The 17,281-nt window shown below is 38.8% G+C and carries 16 protein-coding genes; 8 read left to right on the top strand and 8 right to left on the bottom strand.

Translation table 11 applies throughout. The features are described from left to right. The first annotated feature begins 18 nt into the window (after positions 1-18). From AWN68_RS01070 to AWN68_RS18700, 7 genes are all read left to right on the top strand, one after another. A complete protein-coding gene (locus tag AWN68_RS01070) occupies positions 19-1,458 on the top strand; it encodes a PAS domain-containing sensor histidine kinase (RefSeq protein WP_068410217.1) in 1,440 nt (479 codons plus the stop codon). Positions 1,459-1,590: 132 nt separating this feature from the next. Then, complete coding sequence (locus AWN68_RS01065) at positions 1,591-2,115, top strand: Dps family protein (protein ID WP_068411434.1); 525 nt, start codon at positions 1,591-1,593, stop codon at positions 2,113-2,115. Positions 2,116-2,306: 191 nt separating this feature from the next. After that, complete coding sequence (locus AWN68_RS01060; protein WP_068410214.1) at positions 2,307-2,498, top strand: CsbD family protein; 192 nt, start codon at positions 2,307-2,309, stop codon at positions 2,496-2,498. 4 nt (positions 2,499-2,502) lie between these two features. Then, the gene (locus AWN68_RS01055; protein ID WP_068410211.1) at positions 2,503-3,420 is read left to right on the top strand and encodes a mechanosensitive ion channel family protein; all 918 of its coding nucleotides are present in this window, start codon (positions 2,503-2,505) and stop codon (positions 3,418-3,420) included. Positions 3,421-3,452: 32 nt separating this feature from the next. Beyond that, positions 3,453-3,842: a zinc ribbon-containing protein gene (locus AWN68_RS01050; protein WP_068410209.1), complete on the top strand. Its 390-nt coding sequence runs from the start codon at positions 3,453-3,455 to the stop codon at positions 3,840-3,842. A 22-nt stretch (positions 3,843-3,864) separates the two neighbouring features. Then, complete coding sequence (locus AWN68_RS01045) at positions 3,865-4,356, top strand: hypothetical protein (RefSeq protein ID WP_068410207.1); 492 nt, start codon at positions 3,865-3,867, stop codon at positions 4,354-4,356. 245 nt (positions 4,357-4,601) lie between these two features. Continuing rightward, positions 4,602-4,760, top strand: a complete 159-nt coding sequence (locus AWN68_RS18700) for a DUF1328 domain-containing protein (protein ID WP_084362715.1) — start codon at positions 4,602-4,604, stop codon at positions 4,758-4,760. A gap of 87 nt (positions 4,761-4,847) precedes the next feature. On the opposite strand, the gene AWN68_RS01040 is transcribed toward AWN68_RS18700, so the two are convergent. The 4 genes from AWN68_RS01040 to AWN68_RS01025 form a co-directional block, all read right to left on the bottom strand. Further along, complete coding sequence (locus AWN68_RS01040; protein ID WP_084362714.1) at positions 4,848-6,464, bottom strand: mechanosensitive ion channel family protein; 1,617 nt, start codon at positions 6,462-6,464, stop codon at positions 4,848-4,850. A 57-nt stretch (positions 6,465-6,521) separates the two neighbouring features. Next, a complete protein-coding gene (locus AWN68_RS01035) occupies positions 6,522-7,241 on the bottom strand; it encodes a LytR/AlgR family response regulator transcription factor (protein WP_068410203.1) in 720 nt (239 codons plus the stop codon). Between the two features lie 17 nt (positions 7,242-7,258). Beyond that, complete coding sequence (locus AWN68_RS01030; protein WP_245657915.1) at positions 7,259-8,200, bottom strand: sensor histidine kinase; 942 nt, start codon at positions 8,198-8,200, stop codon at positions 7,259-7,261. A gap of 173 nt (positions 8,201-8,373) precedes the next feature. Continuing rightward, the gene (locus AWN68_RS01025; RefSeq protein WP_068410200.1) at positions 8,374-9,693 is read right to left on the bottom strand and encodes an NAD(P)/FAD-dependent oxidoreductase; all 1,320 of its coding nucleotides are present in this window, start codon (positions 9,691-9,693) and stop codon (positions 8,374-8,376) included. A gap of 356 nt (positions 9,694-10,049) precedes the next feature. Between AWN68_RS01025 and AWN68_RS01020 the strand changes: the two genes are divergently transcribed. Beyond that, positions 10,050-10,943: a 1-aminocyclopropane-1-carboxylate deaminase/D-cysteine desulfhydrase gene (locus AWN68_RS01020; RefSeq protein WP_068410198.1), complete on the top strand. Its 894-nt coding sequence runs from the start codon at positions 10,050-10,052 to the stop codon at positions 10,941-10,943. Here the strand turns inward: AWN68_RS01020 and radA are convergent. From radA to rbfA, 4 genes are all read right to left on the bottom strand, one after another. Continuing rightward, positions 10,940-12,313, bottom strand: a complete 1,374-nt coding sequence (gene radA, locus AWN68_RS01015) for a DNA repair protein RadA (RefSeq protein ID WP_068410195.1) — start codon at positions 12,311-12,313, stop codon at positions 10,940-10,942. The two genes, AWN68_RS01020 and radA, sit on opposite strands and share 4 nt — an antisense overlap. Before the next feature lie 287 nt (positions 12,314-12,600). Continuing rightward, entirely contained in the window at positions 12,601-15,531 is a 2,931-nt protein-coding gene (locus AWN68_RS01010; RefSeq protein WP_068410192.1) for a DEAD/DEAH box helicase, read from the bottom strand. 95 nt (positions 15,532-15,626) lie between these two features. Then, positions 15,627-16,853, bottom strand: a complete 1,227-nt coding sequence (locus AWN68_RS01005) for an ABC transporter permease (RefSeq protein ID WP_084362713.1) — start codon at positions 16,851-16,853, stop codon at positions 15,627-15,629. A gap of 3 nt (positions 16,854-16,856) precedes the next feature. Then, entirely contained in the window at positions 16,857-17,243 is a 387-nt protein-coding gene (gene rbfA, locus AWN68_RS01000; RefSeq protein WP_068410186.1) for a 30S ribosome-binding factor RbfA, read from the bottom strand. Positions 17,244-17,281 lie beyond the last annotated feature (38 nt).

Here is a 17,281-nt window from a genome sequence, read left to right as displayed (position 1 = left end):
CTAAAATTAATTGAAAATATGAGTATGAAGCCTGAGTTTGAAGACCTGATAATATCCATTTTTGAAAATGCCCCCTATGGAATAATTTCCTTTCAGTCTATTCGTGATCAGAGAGATAAAATTATAGATTTTGAGTGTCTTTTTATTAACCCAAAGGCGGAGAAAATTACTGGCATTCCTTTCAGTGAAATGGTCGGGGACACACTATTGAATAAATTACCAGGCAATATGGAAGCGGGCCTATTTGATGCTTATTGCAAAGTGGTAGAAACCAGAGAGCCAGTAAGTTTCAAAAAACACTACGCAGGAGAGCACTTCGATAATTGGTTTGAAATTCACGCCTCTGCTTTGGCTGATGGATTCACCGTGAGTTTTCTAGATATCAGTGAGCATGAACGAGCCATAAGGAAAGCCAAGGCTTCAGAGGTCCGCTATGAACAGCTTTTTCAGGAATCAATAGATGCTATTTTCATTACCAATAATGAACTACTCTTATTGGAAACCAATGATGCCATGCTTAAGACCTTTGGTTATGTGCGCGCGGTGATGAGGAGTTTAACTTTCAAGAGCTTGTTTTTGAATGAGGAGGATTTTTTGCGCTTTAATAAGGAGTTCTATAAAAATGACAGAGTAGAGGAGTTTGAAGCAGAACTTTTGCTTAGTAATGGAAAAACAGGAATCTGCTTAATCAACATAGTTGAGCTGAGTCAGTCTGAGGAAGGGCTAAGGTTATACCAAGGTATTATTAAGGATATTACTCGGAAGAAAATGTCTGAACGGGAGTTGATTTGGGCCGAAAAGCTATCGATGACAGGAAAAATTGCTCGGAGTATTGCGCACGAAGTAAGAAATCCACTCACAAACTTGTCTCTGGCTTTGGAGCAACTGAAAGATGAGATTCCAGCAGAAGTGAAAGAGGCCGATTTATACATTGATATTATTGAGCGCAACTCTAAACGCATTGGTAACCTGATTACTGAATTACTTGAGTCATCTAAGCCAAAGTCGTTAAAGTTGACGAAGTCCTTACTGAATGAAGTGGTAGAAGACACATTGGACCTTGTAAAGGATAGATTAAAGCTTCAAGGCATGAAGCTGGAAGAGGATTACGATCCGTCTATTCCTTTGATACCATTAGATTCTGATCAAATGAAAACGGCTTTGGTTAACCTTTTTGTGAATGCCATTGAAGCGATGAAACCAGATAAGGGAGTTTTATCGATAAAAACTTATCTGGAAGATGGTACCATCTTCTTAGAAGTGGCGGATAATGGTATTGGCATTTCAGATGAGAATATTGATAGTCTTTTTGAGCCTTTTTTTACTGCAAAAACTGGAGGAATGGGGCTAGGGTTAACATCGGTTCAGAACATAATAAAGAGTCATACAGGCCAAATTTCTGCTAGCAGTGTAGTTGGTGAGGGCACTGTTTTCCAGATTTCTTTTAGTGTAGACTGAGGGTAGGCCTCCCCAGGTTTGTAGATCAAATTGCTCACAATCTTTAACAATATCTGCTTTTAATGTCCTGAGGCTATTGGAATGACTTTGGCTTATCCTTCATAAGAATTGATAAACATTAAAGAAAAGGATATGATAACTGATAGAGAAACAGCAGAGAAACCTAAAGCAAAATTGCAGAAGAGAGCTTTCGCTCGTTTAGGTTACACAAAGATGGAAACAGCGGAGTTGGTAGATGCACTGAACAAGTTATTGGCTAATTATAGTGTCCATTATCAAAAATTAAGAAACTTCCACTGGAACGTAAAAGGACCGGATTTCTTCGATATTCATGAACAGTTTGAGCAACAATACAATGATGCAAAAGTTGCCATCGATGATGTTGCTGAGAGAATCAGAGTTTTTGGGCAAACCCCTTTGAGTACCATGCGGGATTATCTAGAAACATCGGACATCAATGAGTCAAGTACGGACCTTAGTGGAATGGAGATGGTTTCAGAAGTCTTGAAGGATTATGAAGTTTTATTGGAGCACATGTTTAACACAATTGATGTTGCACTTAATAATGGTGACAGCGGAACGGTAGACATGCTTAATTCTATGGTAAAGTACATTGAGAAAAAACATTGGATGCTTACTGCCTTCTCCAAAAAATAATTTGAAGTTAGTGTATGTGAAATTGAGGGTGGGGTTTTTCTTCACCCTTTTTTGTGAAATATTTTCCACGTTCTCCATGCGTTCAATATTCAATATGCGTTTAATTGGCTTTAAACGTTGTTTTTTGTATGGCGAATAGCTTGGTACAATTCTTTCTTTATAAGGGCTAGAACCAACTAAGAACAACACGTATGAAAAGATTTCTTCAAGGTAATTGGGATCAGATCAGGAGAAAGCTGAAGGAAAAATATGAAGAGCTAAATGACGAAGATTTGAAGTATGTAGAGGGGCATGAAGAAGAACTAATGAGTAAACTTCAAGTGAAACTAGATAAGACTAAGCGAGAAATGACTTCTGAACTCAAAACAATTATAACCAACTGACCCTATGGATTTCGGAATAAATGATGCTGCTAGTATTGTATCTACCAAGTTAAAAAACTGGCTGGAGGCATTAACGTCCATGCTCCCGAATATAGTCGTGGCAGTTTTGGTGCTTATTGCTTTTTATTTCCTGTCGAGATTGATGAAAGCAGGATCGCGAAAATTGATTTCTAAATTCTCGGATCAGGCAGCCATCATAGGCTTATTTTCAACAATCATTGCGTTACTGACCATTATGGTCGGGTTGGTGGTTGCTTTAAATGTACTTCAACTTACGCAAGCTGTTACTTCTCTGTTGGCTGGTGCAGGAATTATTGGATTGGCACTCGGGTTTGCATTTCAGGACATCTCCGCCAACTTCATCTCTGGAGTTATTATGGCCTTTAAGAAGCCAATTGTTGTGGGTGATATTATAGAAACCAACGGCTATACTGGATTTGTAGAAAGAATTGAATTAAGGTCAACCATAATCAGAACCTTCCAAGGCTTGCACGTAATTATTCCCAATAAAGATATTTTCCAAAACCCATTTACCAATTATACCCGCACACATACTAGAAGGGTTGACTTGGAAGTGGGGGTGTCTTACGGAGATGATTTGGATAAGGTGATAGCAGTAGTAGAAAAGGCTGTTGCTACCAATAGTTATTTAGTAGACGGTGAGCCTATAAAGCTAGTATATGAAGAGTTCGGTAGCTCATCCATCAATTTTAAGGTCATGTTTTGGATTGAGTATAATCCTAAAAAACCAATGTACCTAGAGGCCAAAAGCGAGGCGATTAGAGCCATTAAGAAAGCCTTTGATGAAAATAACATTACAATTCCATTCCCAATCAGAACATTGGATTTTGGAATTAAAGGGGGAGAAAAACTTTCAGAACAACTGGAAGCAAAAGAGATTAAGCTTTTACCAAAGGCTTAGTAGTTAAACGTAAACACTTTAATAATACAATCATGAAAACAATTTATAAAGCCATAAACCTAATGATCATTTTTTCAGTATTTGGAATGATGAGTTGTCAAAATGGATCATCGTTTGCTGATGAAAAAGCTGAGTTGACGGAACGCCTTGAGAAGGCAGAAGCCAATATTGATAAGGCCATTGAAGACATTGACAAGAGAATGGAAAATGCAGGAGATGAAACTAAAGAGAGTTTAGAAGAAATCAGAGAAGATTTATTAGAAGAGAAATCTGCACTTGAAGAAGCAGCAGACGATGTTGCCGATGCTACGGAAGAAGCATGGGAAGACACAAAATCAGCAGTAAGTAGAACTTACGATGATGTAACGGAAGGTTTAGAGAACGTAAAATCTAACATTCAAGACCTTTTTGATAACAAGTAACTATCACATATTAACCCAAAAGATGATGAAAAAAATTATTGTAAGCACATTCATATTCGCGCTATTATTTACCGTCTCAAACGAGGCAAAAGCGCAAAATTATAATACCGCATTAGGACTTCGATTTGGAGGAACCAGTGGTGTCACTTTTGACAAAGGGCACTTTGAAGGAATTCTGGGTTTCTGGGGCAACGGATTTAGTGTTACTGCTCTGCATGTAAACTACGCAACAGCTTTTGAGACACCTGAATTGAATTGGTTTTATGGTTACGGTGGTCATGTTGCCTTTTTTAACAATGGAAACCCGGGTAACAATTATGGAAGAGGAGATAGAAGGTATGATGATTCCACAGTAGGCTTTGGTGTCGATGGCATTATAGGCTTGGAATTTAAACCTAATGAAATCCCCTTTGCATTTAGCTTTGGCTTAAAACCTTTCTTAGAAATAGACACTAATGGGAATTTTTATGGTGCACCAGATCCAGCCATAGGAATTAAATACATTATCAATTAATAAGTAGAGTTGATTTTGAAGATTGAAGGGTTCGTCTGAAAAGAGGAACCCTTTTTTTGTGCTTTGCTCTTGTTGAAAATAGCCACAATTTAAAAGGCAAAAACGTAGATTATTTTCCACAAAATAAAGCTACTTAAGAATAAAAATATCGATTATGGCTCAGGATGAGCTTTTTAGAATTTGGATGCCTAATTGTCTTATGGTGAATAAGATTATAAATAAGTATTCACTAAAAATCTAAAATCATGTTATACTGGTCAATCGTATTTTTCGTAGTTGCAATTATTGCAGCGCTATTCGGGTTTAGAGGAATTGCTTCGGTAACGTCTAGTATTGCCAAGTTTCTATTCTTCATATTCATTGTTCTTTTTGTATTGTCTCTTCTCTATCAAGGTTTTGCATAGATATTATGGCTTAGCAGTAAGAATAGAAAAGCCCTGAGTAAAACATTACTCTGGGCTTTTCTATTCTATAGGTTTTGGAATTGGCTTTTAATCCTTCTTAATTCTAAACCAAGGGGCTACATAATCTGCTGGTAAGTTCTCTTGAGGAATAGTGCTTTGATTTCCATCACGGTGCGCACCATAATGTGGCGACATAATTTCTACGCCAGCGGCATTAAACCCGTCTTGAATATTCTGATGTAAATCAGAATATATTTTAGACATTTTTTGAACCTCACGTGTCCTTACGTTGATCTGATAGCTCACATAAAAATCATCTAAACTGGTTTGATATACATATGGATGAGGTTTTTTCTTTACAAATTCTGTTTTAAGACCAGCCTCAATTAATAATTCGTGCACTTGCCTCCATGGTACATCGTAGCCAATAGTTACCGTTGTATGCAGGATAAGTCCGTCTTCATCGTTGGCGGTAGTGTAGTTTATCGTATGGCTAGTGAGCAAGTTAGAGTTTGGAATTGTAATGATTTCGTTCTTAATGGTTTTGATTCTTGTATTGAGCAAAGATTTCTCTTGCACATCTCCAGTTACATCACCAATCCTTACGCGGTCTCCAATTTTGAAAGATCGCATATAGGTGACGACAACCCCAGCAATAACATTGGCGATGGCCGAAGCACCACCTAGCGCAACCAAAAGACCAAAAAAGGCAGAAACGCCTTTAAAGCTATCGGTGTTACCCATGGGCAAAAGCGGGAAAATACCAATAAGTACTAAGGCTAAAATAATTCCCTTAAGAATGTTGTAGGTAGGTTTTGCCCAGTCTGGGAAAAAGCCTGGAACCAAGAGTCTGCCTTCTTCTATTTCTACCTTAAAGAATTTAATCATTCTTAAGAAGTAGCGGGTCACAACCACAGTAACTATAATGGTTAACAAGTTAGGGAGGTAATCTAATAGTCCAATCCCCAGCTTTTTTAGTGGGGTTAGGATTAGCTGAAACAAAGTGTCAGCAATACCTTGGGTCCAAGGGAAAAGACTAAAGAGTATAGGGAGCAGTAAATAAACTACAAGAACAAGTAATACGATTCTTAGGCCTTTTGCCGCATAAACAATAATACGAGTAAGTATTTCAGATTTTAGAAGTTGGTAATTCTTTATTGAAATACTCTTGATCATTTTGCCTTCTTGGGCATGTATTTTGAGATAAATTGCCCTAAAAAACCTATTGTAATACTTAAGTCCATATAAAAAGGCTCCAACAATAAGGAGTGCAATAAGGATGTTGATGATCAAACCTTGCCAATTGAATATTGTCTCTTTGGTAAGCCCTTCTTTTAGAATGTCGTAATAATAAATAGTAGATCGATTGAGGTTGAGGCCCAATTGCGCTGCATCCTTTTCCGTGACACTCATAATAATGGTCCCTTCAACAGTAATGTCTTGGGTCATATTATTTTTTGAAATCTTTAAGGAATCAACAACTTTGGTGTTGTCGGAAAGGAAATCGGCTATTTTTCGATTGATTTGGTTTACCCTTTGTTCTGCAGAAAAGGGCCCAATACCTTGCTGAAGATAGAAGAGGGTATCTTCAGCAATTACAGGAAAGCCTGCGGGTTTAATTTGGGTAATGCTATCGGTTTCTACCTGAGCTCTTAGCCCCTGAAAAGAAAGCATTAAAATAAGAAAGCTGAAAACTATTTTCATGTTGGAACAATGCTACGCATTATCATGATAATAGTTTTCAACTTATAAAACAATTTTTCAGAGGCTCATCATCTCTTTAAAGCGAGCAGCTTGTCTTCTGCTGACTTCAACTTTGTCGCCACCGCGTAGAACCACCATTAAACCACCATTGAACCATGATTCAATACTTTCAACCCAAGTAAGGTTGATGATGTGTTTTCTGCTAGCACGGAAGAAAGATCTATCGTCTAATCTTTCGTCTAGGGCGTTCAACGACTTGTGAATCATTGGCTTAAAGTTGTCGAAATAGATTTTGATATAGTTTCCGTCAGATTCGAACAAACGAATATTCTCTAACTTCACAAACCAACACTTGTCGCCATCCTTTACAAATACACGATCATTTGGGCCTAACTTCTTGTCTTCTACTTCACCAACCTCTTCTGGCTGAGCACGCTTTAATAACTTATTCAAAGCATCTTTTAAACGGTCTGGCTCAATTGGCTTCAATAAATAATCGAGTGCATTAAAGTCAAAGGCCTTAAGTGCATACTCATCGTAGGCAGTGGTAAAAATTACTTCTGGAACATTGTCCAAGGATTCAAGTAGCTCAAAACCTGTTTTCTCTGGCATTTGGATATCCAAAAACAGCAAATCGGGCTTTAGAGAATTAATCTTTTCCAATGCGTCCTCAGCATTTACTGCTTCTCCTACAATGTCGATTTCAGGATATTCCTGAAGCAAATTGGTTAGCTCTTTTCGGGCTAATCTCTCGTCATCTATTATAAGTGCTTTCATAATTTATGGGCTAACTGTTAAATTCCCTGTGGAATTCTAACTTCTGTAATTACAAACTTATCATTTTCATTGTAAATATTGAATGTCGCTTCCGATCCATAGATAAGTTTTAGTCTTTCTTTGGTATTGCTAATGCCATAACCTCCCTTTTTTCCCGGTTTTCTGGCACCATGGATATACTGGCCACTATTTTTTATCCGCAACTTCAACACAGAATCTTCGGTAATACTTTTTATTTCAATTATTCCACCATCTACCAAATTCGAAACCCCGTGTTTAATTGCGTTTTCAACTAACGTTTGAAGCATCATCGGTGGAATCTGAAAATGATTGGAGCGCGGATCGATATTATACTTAATCTTAAGTCGCTCTTCAAACCGAATAGATTCAAGTGCCAAATAAGCCCTTACCGTATTTAATTCATCATTAAAATTAATGACTCTTTTTTTGTCCATAATCAAAGAGGTTCTCAAAATATTGGACAGTTGAGTAATGGCTATTTTTGCTTTGGCGGGTTCTTCATCTACCAATGCCCTTACACTATTTAATGCGTTGAAAATAAAGTGTGGGTTCAACTGAGATTTAAGTTGGTTCAACTGCATTTCGTTAATGGCAGCCTCATATTTTAAAGAGCGGTTGTTGCTTTCCAGGTAATGGTAAAGGAAATATATGGTGGTCCAAATAACATAAAGAAAGGCTGTTACCAGAAAATCGAAAGTAAGTTGAAGAAAGAGATCTCCATTAGTGTAGTCAGTGCTTCTAAATATTAAGTAAGAAAGCTGATAGAGTAGGCCTGTAAGTACGGCCACAACCAATATAAGGCCCAGTACTCGAGAAACAATTTTACCTAAATCTACTTTAAGCCAATTGTATTTGATTATTATGTTTCGAATTACAAAGTGAGAAACTAGAAAGGGAATAAGGCTTTGAGTAACAGCCTCAAACTGCTGTCTTTGCATTTGTTCGGAGCTTTCACCGAGCGCTGAAATAAAAATCAGATTGATGATGGCTGGTAAAGCCCATCCAACAATTTGTAATGTCCAGTATAACCGCTTCTTCCGCACCCCAAAAAGTAAGAATAAAAGCGCAGTCTGCCGTTCATGATTTTATAAAAGGCAGAAATAGATCCTGATTATAAGGATTCTCCCTGTTTGTAGTTTTTGTCTCGAACGAAAGTTCGAATGATCAAGCGCGTTCCTCTGTCATAGGTAAAGTAGTTCCAAACCCAGTTACTGAAAACGACAAGTCGGTTTCTGAAACCAATAATTGAGAGGAGGTGAACAAACATCCATACTAACCAAGCAGGAAAACCTCCGAAGGTAAATTTAGGCATATCCACGACTGCCCTATTACGGCCTACCGTGGCCATCGATCCTTTATCTATAAACTCAAAAGGCTTCATTTCTTCTTTTTTAGAGACCCTTATGAGGTTACGGGCCAAAAGCTTTCCTTGTTGAATCGCTACTGGAGCCAACATTGGTTGGCCTTTCGGATATCTTTCCGTTTTCATAAAAGCAATGTCTCCAAGGGCAAATACATTTTGGAGGTCTTTAACAGCATTAAAATCGTCAACTAAAATACGTCCACGATCAAGAGAATTCTCAGGAACTCCATCAATGATATTTCCTTTTACGCCTGCTGCCCAGACCACCGTTTTGGCCGGAATTACTGTTCCATCGGAAAGCGTTACCTCTTCCCCATCATACTTCTTTACAAAAGTGTTTAGCTTCACTTTTACATCAAAGGTAGCAAGGTATTTTAGCGCTTTCGCACTTGCCTTTTCCGACATTCCGGCCAAAAGTCTTGGTCCAGCATCCACCAAATGCAGGTTCATAATATTGAAATCAATATCTGGGTAATCTTTTGGCAAAACATGCTTTTTCAATTCTCCTAAAGCTCCTGAAACCTCAACTCCTGTTGGTCCGCCACCAACTACTACAAAATTGGTGAGTCTGTCTTTTTCATGTGGATCTCTTGTTAGTACGGTTTGCTCAAAATTCTGAAGCATTTGGCTTCTTAAATTAAGTGCTTGTGGGATTTGCTTTAAAGGGAAAGTAAGGTTGAACATGTCCTTATTTCCGAAATAATTGGTTTTAGAACCGTTTGCGATTACTAAGTAGTCATAATGTAAATCGCCAATAAGTGTGCTGATTTTCTGCTCCTCAGGGTGAATCTCTGTCACCTTGGCCATCCTAAAATAAAAGTCGGGATAGTTCTTGAACAATTGACGAAGGGCGCCTGCAATAGAGTCTGGTTCTAGGCCAGCTGTGGCTACTTGATAGAGCAGCGGCTGAAATGTGTGGTAGTTATTTCGATCTAGTAGAACTACCTGAAAACCATGTCCTTTTAGTCCTTTGGCCATTTGAATGCCGGCAAAGCCACCGCCAATAATTACTACTCTTTTCTTTTGGGTTTGAGGAATGTCGAGGTGGAGGTTCTTGAAAGGATCCATACGTTAATAATAGTTAATAAGTGAACGATTATGTGCTCGTATGGTTTAAATAAATGAACAAAGGTTTAAAAGAAAGTCGGAAGAATTTGTAATACTGTTCAACGACTTATCGTTATAAAACTGAATAAAGAAATTACTGGCCACGGCTAGAAAGACAACGTTAAAATCGTGTTGGTAACTTTGAGTGTTATGTAAATGCTTAGGTTAAAAGTAGAGATAGATTAGATTGAGATTTTAATGTTTTTGGTTGAAGATGGTGCTGTTGCGAAAGTGACAGCATCTTTTTTTTGTAGCTACTGTTTTGTCAAATTTGCCTTATAATTCGAATAGTTTTTGAAACTCATCTATCTTCATTCATGCAATCGCTTAAAACCCCTATTCAAGAAATAAGAGATCCACTGCTCGATGAAAAGGGTATCAAGTTTTTAGTGAAGCGCGATGACCTTAATCATCCTGTGGTTTCGGGCAACAAGTTTAGGAAACTGAAATATAACCTCGAGCAAGCAAAACTGGAGGGGCGTGATACGCTCTTGACATTTGGCGGTGCCTTTTCCAATCATATTTATGCCGTAGCTGGTGCGGGCGCTTCTTTCGGTTTTAAAACCATTGGTGTTATTCGAGGCGAAGCGCATGAAACCCTAAACCCAACCTTGGCTTTTGCGCAATCTCAAGGAATGTATTTGCATTACATGGACAGGGAAAGTTACCGAAGAAAAAGTGAACCAGAAATATTAGAGCAGCTCGAAAGCCAATTTGGTAAATGCTATATCTTACCCGAAGGGGGAACAAATGGACTGGCCATAAAAGGATGTGTAGAGATTATTAGTGAGGTTGATCAGGATTTTGATGTGATTACTTGCCCAGTAGGTACTGGAGGAACCGTATCGGGGTTGATTGCGGGCTTGAATGGAACGAAACGAGTAATAGGCTTTTCGGCACTTAAAGGAGACTTTTTGAAAGATGAGGTATATACTCTGCTGGAAGAGGTTGGGACTGAAAACCTTCGTAATTGGTCAATTCAAACCGACTACCATTTTGGGGGCTATGCCAAGGTAAAACCTGATTTGATCAGTTTTATTCAGGAATTTGAACGCGCTCATAATATTCCTTTAGAACCCATTTATACAGGCAAGATGTTCTATGGCCTTTTCGATATGATTAGGAATGATTTCTTTGAAAAAGGAACCGTAATTATGGCTTTACATACGGGAGGCCTTCAAGGAAATGCAGGTTTTGATTTTAGAGCTTAACCCAACAACTCTTCAAAAACATCGGTCAACCTACTAAAAGGTCTGATTTTGATCTCGTACTTTTTAGGGTCGAGCCCTTTCATATTGTACTTAGAAATAAAGATTTCAGTAAAACCCAGCTTTTCGGCTTCAGAAATTCGGTTGTCGATTCTATTAACAGCCCTCACTTCTCCCCCTAAGCCCACTTCAGCAGCAAAAGCCGTTTTATCTGAAATTGGGGCATCGTGTAGCCCACTTACCAATGAGGCACAAACGGCAAGGTCGATGGCGGGTTCTTCAATTTTAATTCCGCCTGCTACATTTAAAAATACATCTTGGCTGCTGAGCCTAAAACCACCTCGTTTTTCCAATACGGCCAAAAGCATGTTTAGTCGTTTTGCATCAAAGCCAGTAGAGCTTCTTTGAGGCGTTCCATACGAAGCTGTGCTCACCAGCGACTGAATCTCAATCAAAAGCGGTCGGTTACCTTCTATGGATGCGCCAATGGCTACACCGGGTGAGTCTGCTTCACGTTGACTGATTAGAATTTCAGATGGGTTAGACACTTCGCGAAGTCCAGTAGACTGCATTTCGTAAATCCCCAACTCTGAAGTAGAGCCAAAACGGTTTTTAACGGTTCGCAAAATTCGATAAGCCAAGTGTCTGTCACCTTCAAATTGAAGCACAGTATCCACCATATGTTCCAATACTTTAGGGCCAGCCAGACTTCCTTCTTTGGTAATGTGGCCTACTAGAAAAACAGGGGTATTACTTTCTTTGGCAAATTTAAGCAGTTCAGCAGTACATTCTCTCACTTGAGACACACTTCCTGCTGCAGATTCTATTCTTGGTGTATGAAGTGTTTGTATTGAATCGATAACGAGAATATCAGGTTGAATCTCTCTTATCTGAGTGAAAATATGCTGGGTAGAAGTTTCTGCCAGAATAAAACAGTTATCAGACGATTGGCCAATGCGCTGCGCACGCATTTTAATTTGCTGTTGACTTTCTTCACCAGAAACATAGAGCACTTTTAACCGCTTCGAAGAAAGTGCTAGTTGGAGCATTAATGTAGATTTGCCGATACCCGGTTCACCACCAATAAGTACCAATGAACCGTATACTATTCCTCCTCCTAAAACGCGGTTCAATTCTTTGTCGTAAGTGACAATTCGTTTTTCACTATTGTTCTCTATTTCGTTAAGACGAATGGGTTTTGAAGTAGGCGATTTTGAATCCTTTTCCCTCCAATTGGTAAGTTCTTTTTCAGGAGGTCCTACCTGTTCCTCGACATATGTATTCCATTCGTTGCATGAATTACACTTGCCTACCCACTTGGCAGATTGGACTCCACAATTTTGACAAACGTAAACAGTTTTGATCTTCGCCATACCTTGGGCAAGTTAAATGGAAAGGGAGTATAAAAAAATAGCGGACACCTTCTGCGCCCGCTTTTCAATCGAATTATCAACATCTTTTTTTTACTAACTATGAAGAGAGTATTCCAAAATGAATGTCAATTCCTATGCATACTGTGTTTTGAATAAAAAGGATGCACTTAGGATTAACTTTTTAGTTGAAAAACGCAAAGTTCCTCTTATAGTGGTATTTAATATAGTTGAGTACAATTAGAGATAGTGACTTTTGGTTTATTAGCCCAGTTTTGGGAAAAATCAGATTAACTCAATAGGCTTGCGATATCGCTGGCTTCTAACTTTTTGATAAAGCTTTCTTCGGTGGTAATTAAATCGGAAGCCAATTTGATTTTGTTTTGTTGCAATGCCAGAATTTTTTCCTCAACCGTATTTCGGGTGATGAATTTGTAGGTGAACACTGTGTTCTTCTGCCCGATTCTATGGGCCCTATCCACAGCTTGGGCTTCAATGGCAGGATTCCACCAAGGGTCAAGTAAGAACACATAGTCGGCACGGGTTAGGTTTAAGCCCACACCACCAGCTTTTAGAGAAATCAAGAATAGCCTGATGCTCTCGTCTTCTTGAAAAAGCTCTACTTGTTCTTGTCTATTCTTGGTACTTCCGTCCAAATAGGCGTATGTCATTTCGTTTTTGTCGAAATACTCTTTTACAATAGAGAGATGTTTCACGAACTGACTAAAAATAAGAATCTTATGGCCTTTGCTCAAGGCCGATTCAATCATATAAGTTACGTCTTCCAACTTCCCAGAATCACCAGTATACTCAGGGTCGGTCATTCTTGGATGGTTGGCAATTTGCCTGAGTTGTGTAAGGCCTTGCAATAGCAGAAGTTGGGACTTTTTGACGCCAGTTTTTTCTATGTTGTCTAGAATCTTGTTTCGGTAATATGATTTTACCTCTTCATACTTTTCTTCTTGCTGGGCAGTCATTGTGCTGTATTTCACATTTTCTACCTTCTCGGGCAAGTCCTTAGCCACTTGCGATTTTTGCCTTCTTAAAATGAAGGGCTTAATAATCACGTTCAGCCTTTTGGCTTTTTCTTGGTCTTGCTTCTTTTCAATTGGTATTTGAAACTCATCTTTAAAGTAGCTCTCTGTACCCAATAGTCCAGGGTTTACAAAACTCATTTGCGACCATAGGTCCAAAGTGCTGTTTTCAAGTGGAGTTCCCGTAAGGATAAGTCTGTATTTAGACTTCAGTTTACGGACGGATTTGGCAATGTTGGAAGATGGGTTTTTGATGGCTTGCGACTCATCGAGAATCACATAATTAAAGTAGTAGCCCTTCAGAATATCAATATCTATTCTTGTGATGCCATAAGAAGTAAGTACCAAATCATAGCCTTCAAAACTTGCCACATCTTTGTCCCTTCCAGAACCTGAATACACCAATACTTTTAGGTCAGGGGTGAATTTAGACGCTTCAATTTCCCAGTTGTAAATTAAGGAAGTAGGCATGATTAATAGCGATGCATTCTTCTTTCCCTTGTCTTTTTCTGACTGAAGCATGGCCAAGGTTTGTACGGTTTTACCCAAACCCATGTCATCTGCCAAGCAACCTCCAAAGTTATAGCTAGAAAGAAAACGCATCCAATTGTATCCCGCTTTTTGATAAGGCCTTAACTCCCCAGTAAAGCTTGGTGGAATGGTGAAATCTTCAATTTCTTCAAAATTTTCCAGCTGTCTAAGCTTCCTGTCCATACTGACTTGGGCCAACTGCCCATTCTGTAAATCTTGAATAAGTGACAGGTGATGTTTTTTAAGTCGTGGAGCACCTTCATGATCCATAAAGGCGAAAAGCTCAGCATAATTGACAAACCAAGCGTCAGGAATTACTGCGATTTCACCATTTGGAAGTATGATCTCCCTCTTTTTACCCGAAATAAATTTTCTTAATTGCTCAAAAGGGATTTCGAAATCTCCGAATTTTATGATGGCGTGAATATCGAACCAGTCGATGTTTTCATTCACTTTGATGTCAATATGTGCTTCGCCAACAAAATAGCGTTTGCTGTCTTTTTCACTTTGACGAACAATAATTCCTTCGTTGTCAATAAATTCTTTTTTCTCTGAAAGCCAGGCAAAACCTTCCCCACGGGTTAAGGTCTGCCGTCCATTTTTCAGCGCCAAACCTTTTTCGCTCAATCGGTTAATGATCCATAATTCAGCGTCTAGATTTCGCTTTACTTTATGGAAAATGTATTCCTCTCCCTTACGCTCTAATTTTACCGAGGAAGTGGCATTTACATCATAGGGAAAGGTATATGGGCCATATTTAAAGCCAATTTTAAAAAGTATTTTGGCGGGTTCTAGATCCCCCTTCCCATTGCTTTTAACTGACCCAAAAAGGTCTGGAGTTACCGATTGAGCCGTTGATAATTCGGAGAAGGTTATTTCCGGAATGAGATCATGCCTTTCGGTATTGATTTCAAAACCCTTGGCATATACATCGAACGAAGCCACCAAATTGCTGACAAACTTCTCGTAGTAAGTGGCTTCCACTTTTCTAGGAATTACAACAAACTTCTTATTTAGAAAGGGTTTCAGTTTTGGCCCATCAACTCCTTTTTCGAAGCGGAATAGCTGATCATTGACGACCAACCAAGCCGGTTGATTACAGATGAGAAATGACCCGTTGTACTGCCATTCTAATTTTTCACCATTGTGTTTTATGGTAGGGAAATAGTGGGTGTTGTCTTCATTTCTTCTGAAATGAAAAAGCACGCTGGCCTTTTGTTCCATCCAGTGAATTTGTCGCCAAGCAGGTTCACCGTCACGGCCCATCTCAAAAATCATTTTTCCATCCATAAGGTCCAGAATTCTTGAACGCCTTACTTCTAGGTAGTGGTCAATGGTGTTTTGTAGCTCTACATCGCCTTTTTCTTTGTCATATACTTTGAAAAAGAAATCAGCAGGTTTGATTTTTTTCTTGTAGAACTTAAGCGTGATGGCTTCTTGTTGCATTTGGTCCATGAGCTTTATTAACTCAAAGTCACGGTCGTCCATTTTGGCCCCAAATTCTTTAGCGTTTTTGGAAGATATGTTTTGGTGTTGCAGGGTTAAGCGCCCTTTATCATCCAACTGAATTACAAAGGATTCGAATAGATAGCCTAAGTATTCGTGCTGAAAAAGCGAATAGATTAATTGGAACGGTTTGCCTGTTGATACCTTCATTTCAAAAAAATGCGACCCGCAAATTAATTATTAAATTGAGAAGGGCTGGAAGAAATTGAACAAAAAGCTAAGTAAAAAGTATAACTACTTGAAAATCAATTGAGATTTTTAATGGTTTCTACGCGTGATGCAATAATTGCTGGTCGGTAGGAAATTAAAACAGTAATGAGGAAAATACTAACGCCCACCATAATAAAGTCGGTTAACTCTAATTTAACTGGGTAGGCATTCATTACTGCACTTTGCATTCCCATGCTCACCAAGCCAAACCGCTGTTGTAAGAGGCAAAGGGCCAAGCCACTTAATAAACCGATGATGGAGCCTACCAAAGAAATAATGCTGCCTTGCTTAAGGAAAATCTGGCGAATAAACTGTGCTGTAGCCCCAAAGGAGTAGAGCACAGAAATGTCTCGCTTCTTTTCAATGGCCAACATGGAGAGGGTAAAGAAAATATTGAAAGAGGCAATGGCCATAATGAATGAGAGGGTGATATAAGCAAATAGCTTTTCAATTTTTATAGCCTTTAATAAACTAGAATGAAGTTCATCGCTATCAAGTACCTTGAATTCACTTCCGAGTGTGTTTGCTACTTGTTCTTTTAACTTCTTAATGCTTACTTCTTCATTGAGGTAGAGTTCTATGGAAGTCCGTTTTTCCCCGTAATCCATTAACTCTTGAGCAAAGCTCAAAGGGACAAAGACGTAGCTTTCGTTATAAACAGGTTCAATATTGAAAATAGCAGCAGGCACTATACTTTTCCGAGTAATTGAACTATTGGTAACGGGCACTCCAGGCCTGAGTTTTTTTGGGTAAACAATCTGCATTCCATAGGAATTTGCATCGAGTCTGAGGCTTAAGTCATATGCCACGCCTGTTCCTAGAATTGCATAGTTGATATTATTCTCTTTCAACTTCATTTTCCCTCGCACCAGAAAAGAGTCCAGTCGGTTTACAGAAGCGTAGTTGCTTTCAACCCCCTTGATTTTTGCCACGACTTGCTGGTCTTGAAAAAGGATAAGAGCATTATCTTCAATTACCTCGGTGACTACGTTTATGCCGTCTATGGTCTCGATTTTTGATCGTAACTCAGGAGTCATCTCAAAGGATTTTCCCACCGAGGCTTGAATCGTTAAAGGAGCGTCAAAGGAATTGTATATGGAGCGAACAAAGTCCTGAAGACCATTGAAAACAGAAAGTACAACGATGAGGGAGGCTGTGCCCATTGCAACGCCAATCACGGAAATCCATGAAAGTACCTGTATGAAGTTCTTTTTTTTCTTTGAAGCGAAATAACGCTTTGCTATGAAACTGGAGAGGTTCAAAATTTATTCTTCAGTGTCGATATCTGTTGTAGGAGGTATATTCAGTTTGTTGATGATTTGATCCATTTTCTCCGCTTCCTCAGCAGTATTGTCTGAATGAAAAGCGATATGTGGAACGATTCGTACTTCTTTACCAATACGTCTTCCCAGGCTACCACGAATTTTGCTTTTGGCTGCTTCTATTTCTTCCATAATTTTTTCAGAAGATTTCACTGGGAAAATACTGAGGTAAATTCTGGCTAAACCAAGATCAGGGCTCATGCTTACATCGGAAACGGTTACCAACGAGCCAATGAATTTTGCTGAGTGTTCCTTTTGAAATATTTCGCTAATCTCCTTTTGAATGAGTTTAGAAAATTTAAGCTGTCTTTTACTTTGGCTTTGGTTCATGCTGCAAATATCTTATTAATTTATCTATTTTCCTTCCT

It is taken from the genome of Roseivirga echinicomitans (assembly GCF_001592935.1).
Lineage (GTDB): Bacteria > Bacteroidota > Bacteroidia > Cytophagales > Cyclobacteriaceae > Roseivirga > Roseivirga echinicomitans.
This window is presented reverse-complemented; position numbering and strand designations above follow the sequence as displayed.

Excerpts from the sequence above, each read along its gene's own strand:
- AWN68_RS01035 (WP_068410203.1), bottom strand. The coding sequence starts at position 7,241 with ATGAAAGCACTTATAATAGATGACGAGAGATTAGCCCGAAAAGAGCTA.
- AWN68_RS01025 (WP_068410200.1), bottom strand. The coding sequence starts at position 9,693 with ATGGATCCTTTCAAGAACCTCCACCTCGACATTCCTCAAACCCAAAAG.
- AWN68_RS01065 (WP_068411434.1), top strand. The coding sequence starts at position 1,591 with ATGATAACTGATAGAGAAACAGCAGAGAAACCTAAAGCAAAATTGCAG.
- AWN68_RS18700 (WP_084362715.1), top strand. The coding sequence starts at position 4,602 with ATGTTATACTGGTCAATCGTATTTTTCGTAGTTGCAATTATTGCAGCG.
- AWN68_RS01040 (WP_084362714.1), bottom strand. The coding sequence starts at position 6,464 with ATGAAAATAGTTTTCAGCTTTCTTATTTTAATGCTTTCTTTTCAGGGG.
- AWN68_RS01030 (WP_245657915.1), bottom strand. The coding sequence starts at position 8,200 with ATGCAAAGACAGCAGTTTGAGGCTGTTACTCAAAGCCTTATTCCCTTT.
- AWN68_RS01050 (WP_068410209.1), top strand. The coding sequence starts at position 3,453 with ATGAAAACAATTTATAAAGCCATAAACCTAATGATCATTTTTTCAGTA.
- AWN68_RS01060 (WP_068410214.1), top strand. The coding sequence starts at position 2,307 with ATGAAAAGATTTCTTCAAGGTAATTGGGATCAGATCAGGAGAAAGCTG.
- AWN68_RS01020 (WP_068410198.1), top strand. The coding sequence starts at position 10,050 with ATGCAATCGCTTAAAACCCCTATTCAAGAAATAAGAGATCCACTGCTC.
- radA (WP_068410195.1), bottom strand. The coding sequence starts at position 12,313 with ATGGCGAAGATCAAAACTGTTTACGTTTGTCAAAATTGTGGAGTCCAA.
- AWN68_RS01045 (WP_068410207.1), top strand. The coding sequence starts at position 3,865 with ATGATGAAAAAAATTATTGTAAGCACATTCATATTCGCGCTATTATTT.
- AWN68_RS01010 (WP_068410192.1), bottom strand. The coding sequence starts at position 15,531 with ATGAAGGTATCAACAGGCAAACCGTTCCAATTAATCTATTCGCTTTTT.
- AWN68_RS01070 (WP_068410217.1), top strand. The coding sequence starts at position 19 with ATGAGTATGAAGCCTGAGTTTGAAGACCTGATAATATCCATTTTTGAA.
- AWN68_RS01055 (WP_068410211.1), top strand. The coding sequence starts at position 2,503 with ATGGATTTCGGAATAAATGATGCTGCTAGTATTGTATCTACCAAGTTA.
- rbfA (WP_068410186.1), bottom strand. The coding sequence starts at position 17,243 with ATGAACCAAAGCCAAAGTAAAAGACAGCTTAAATTTTCTAAACTCATT.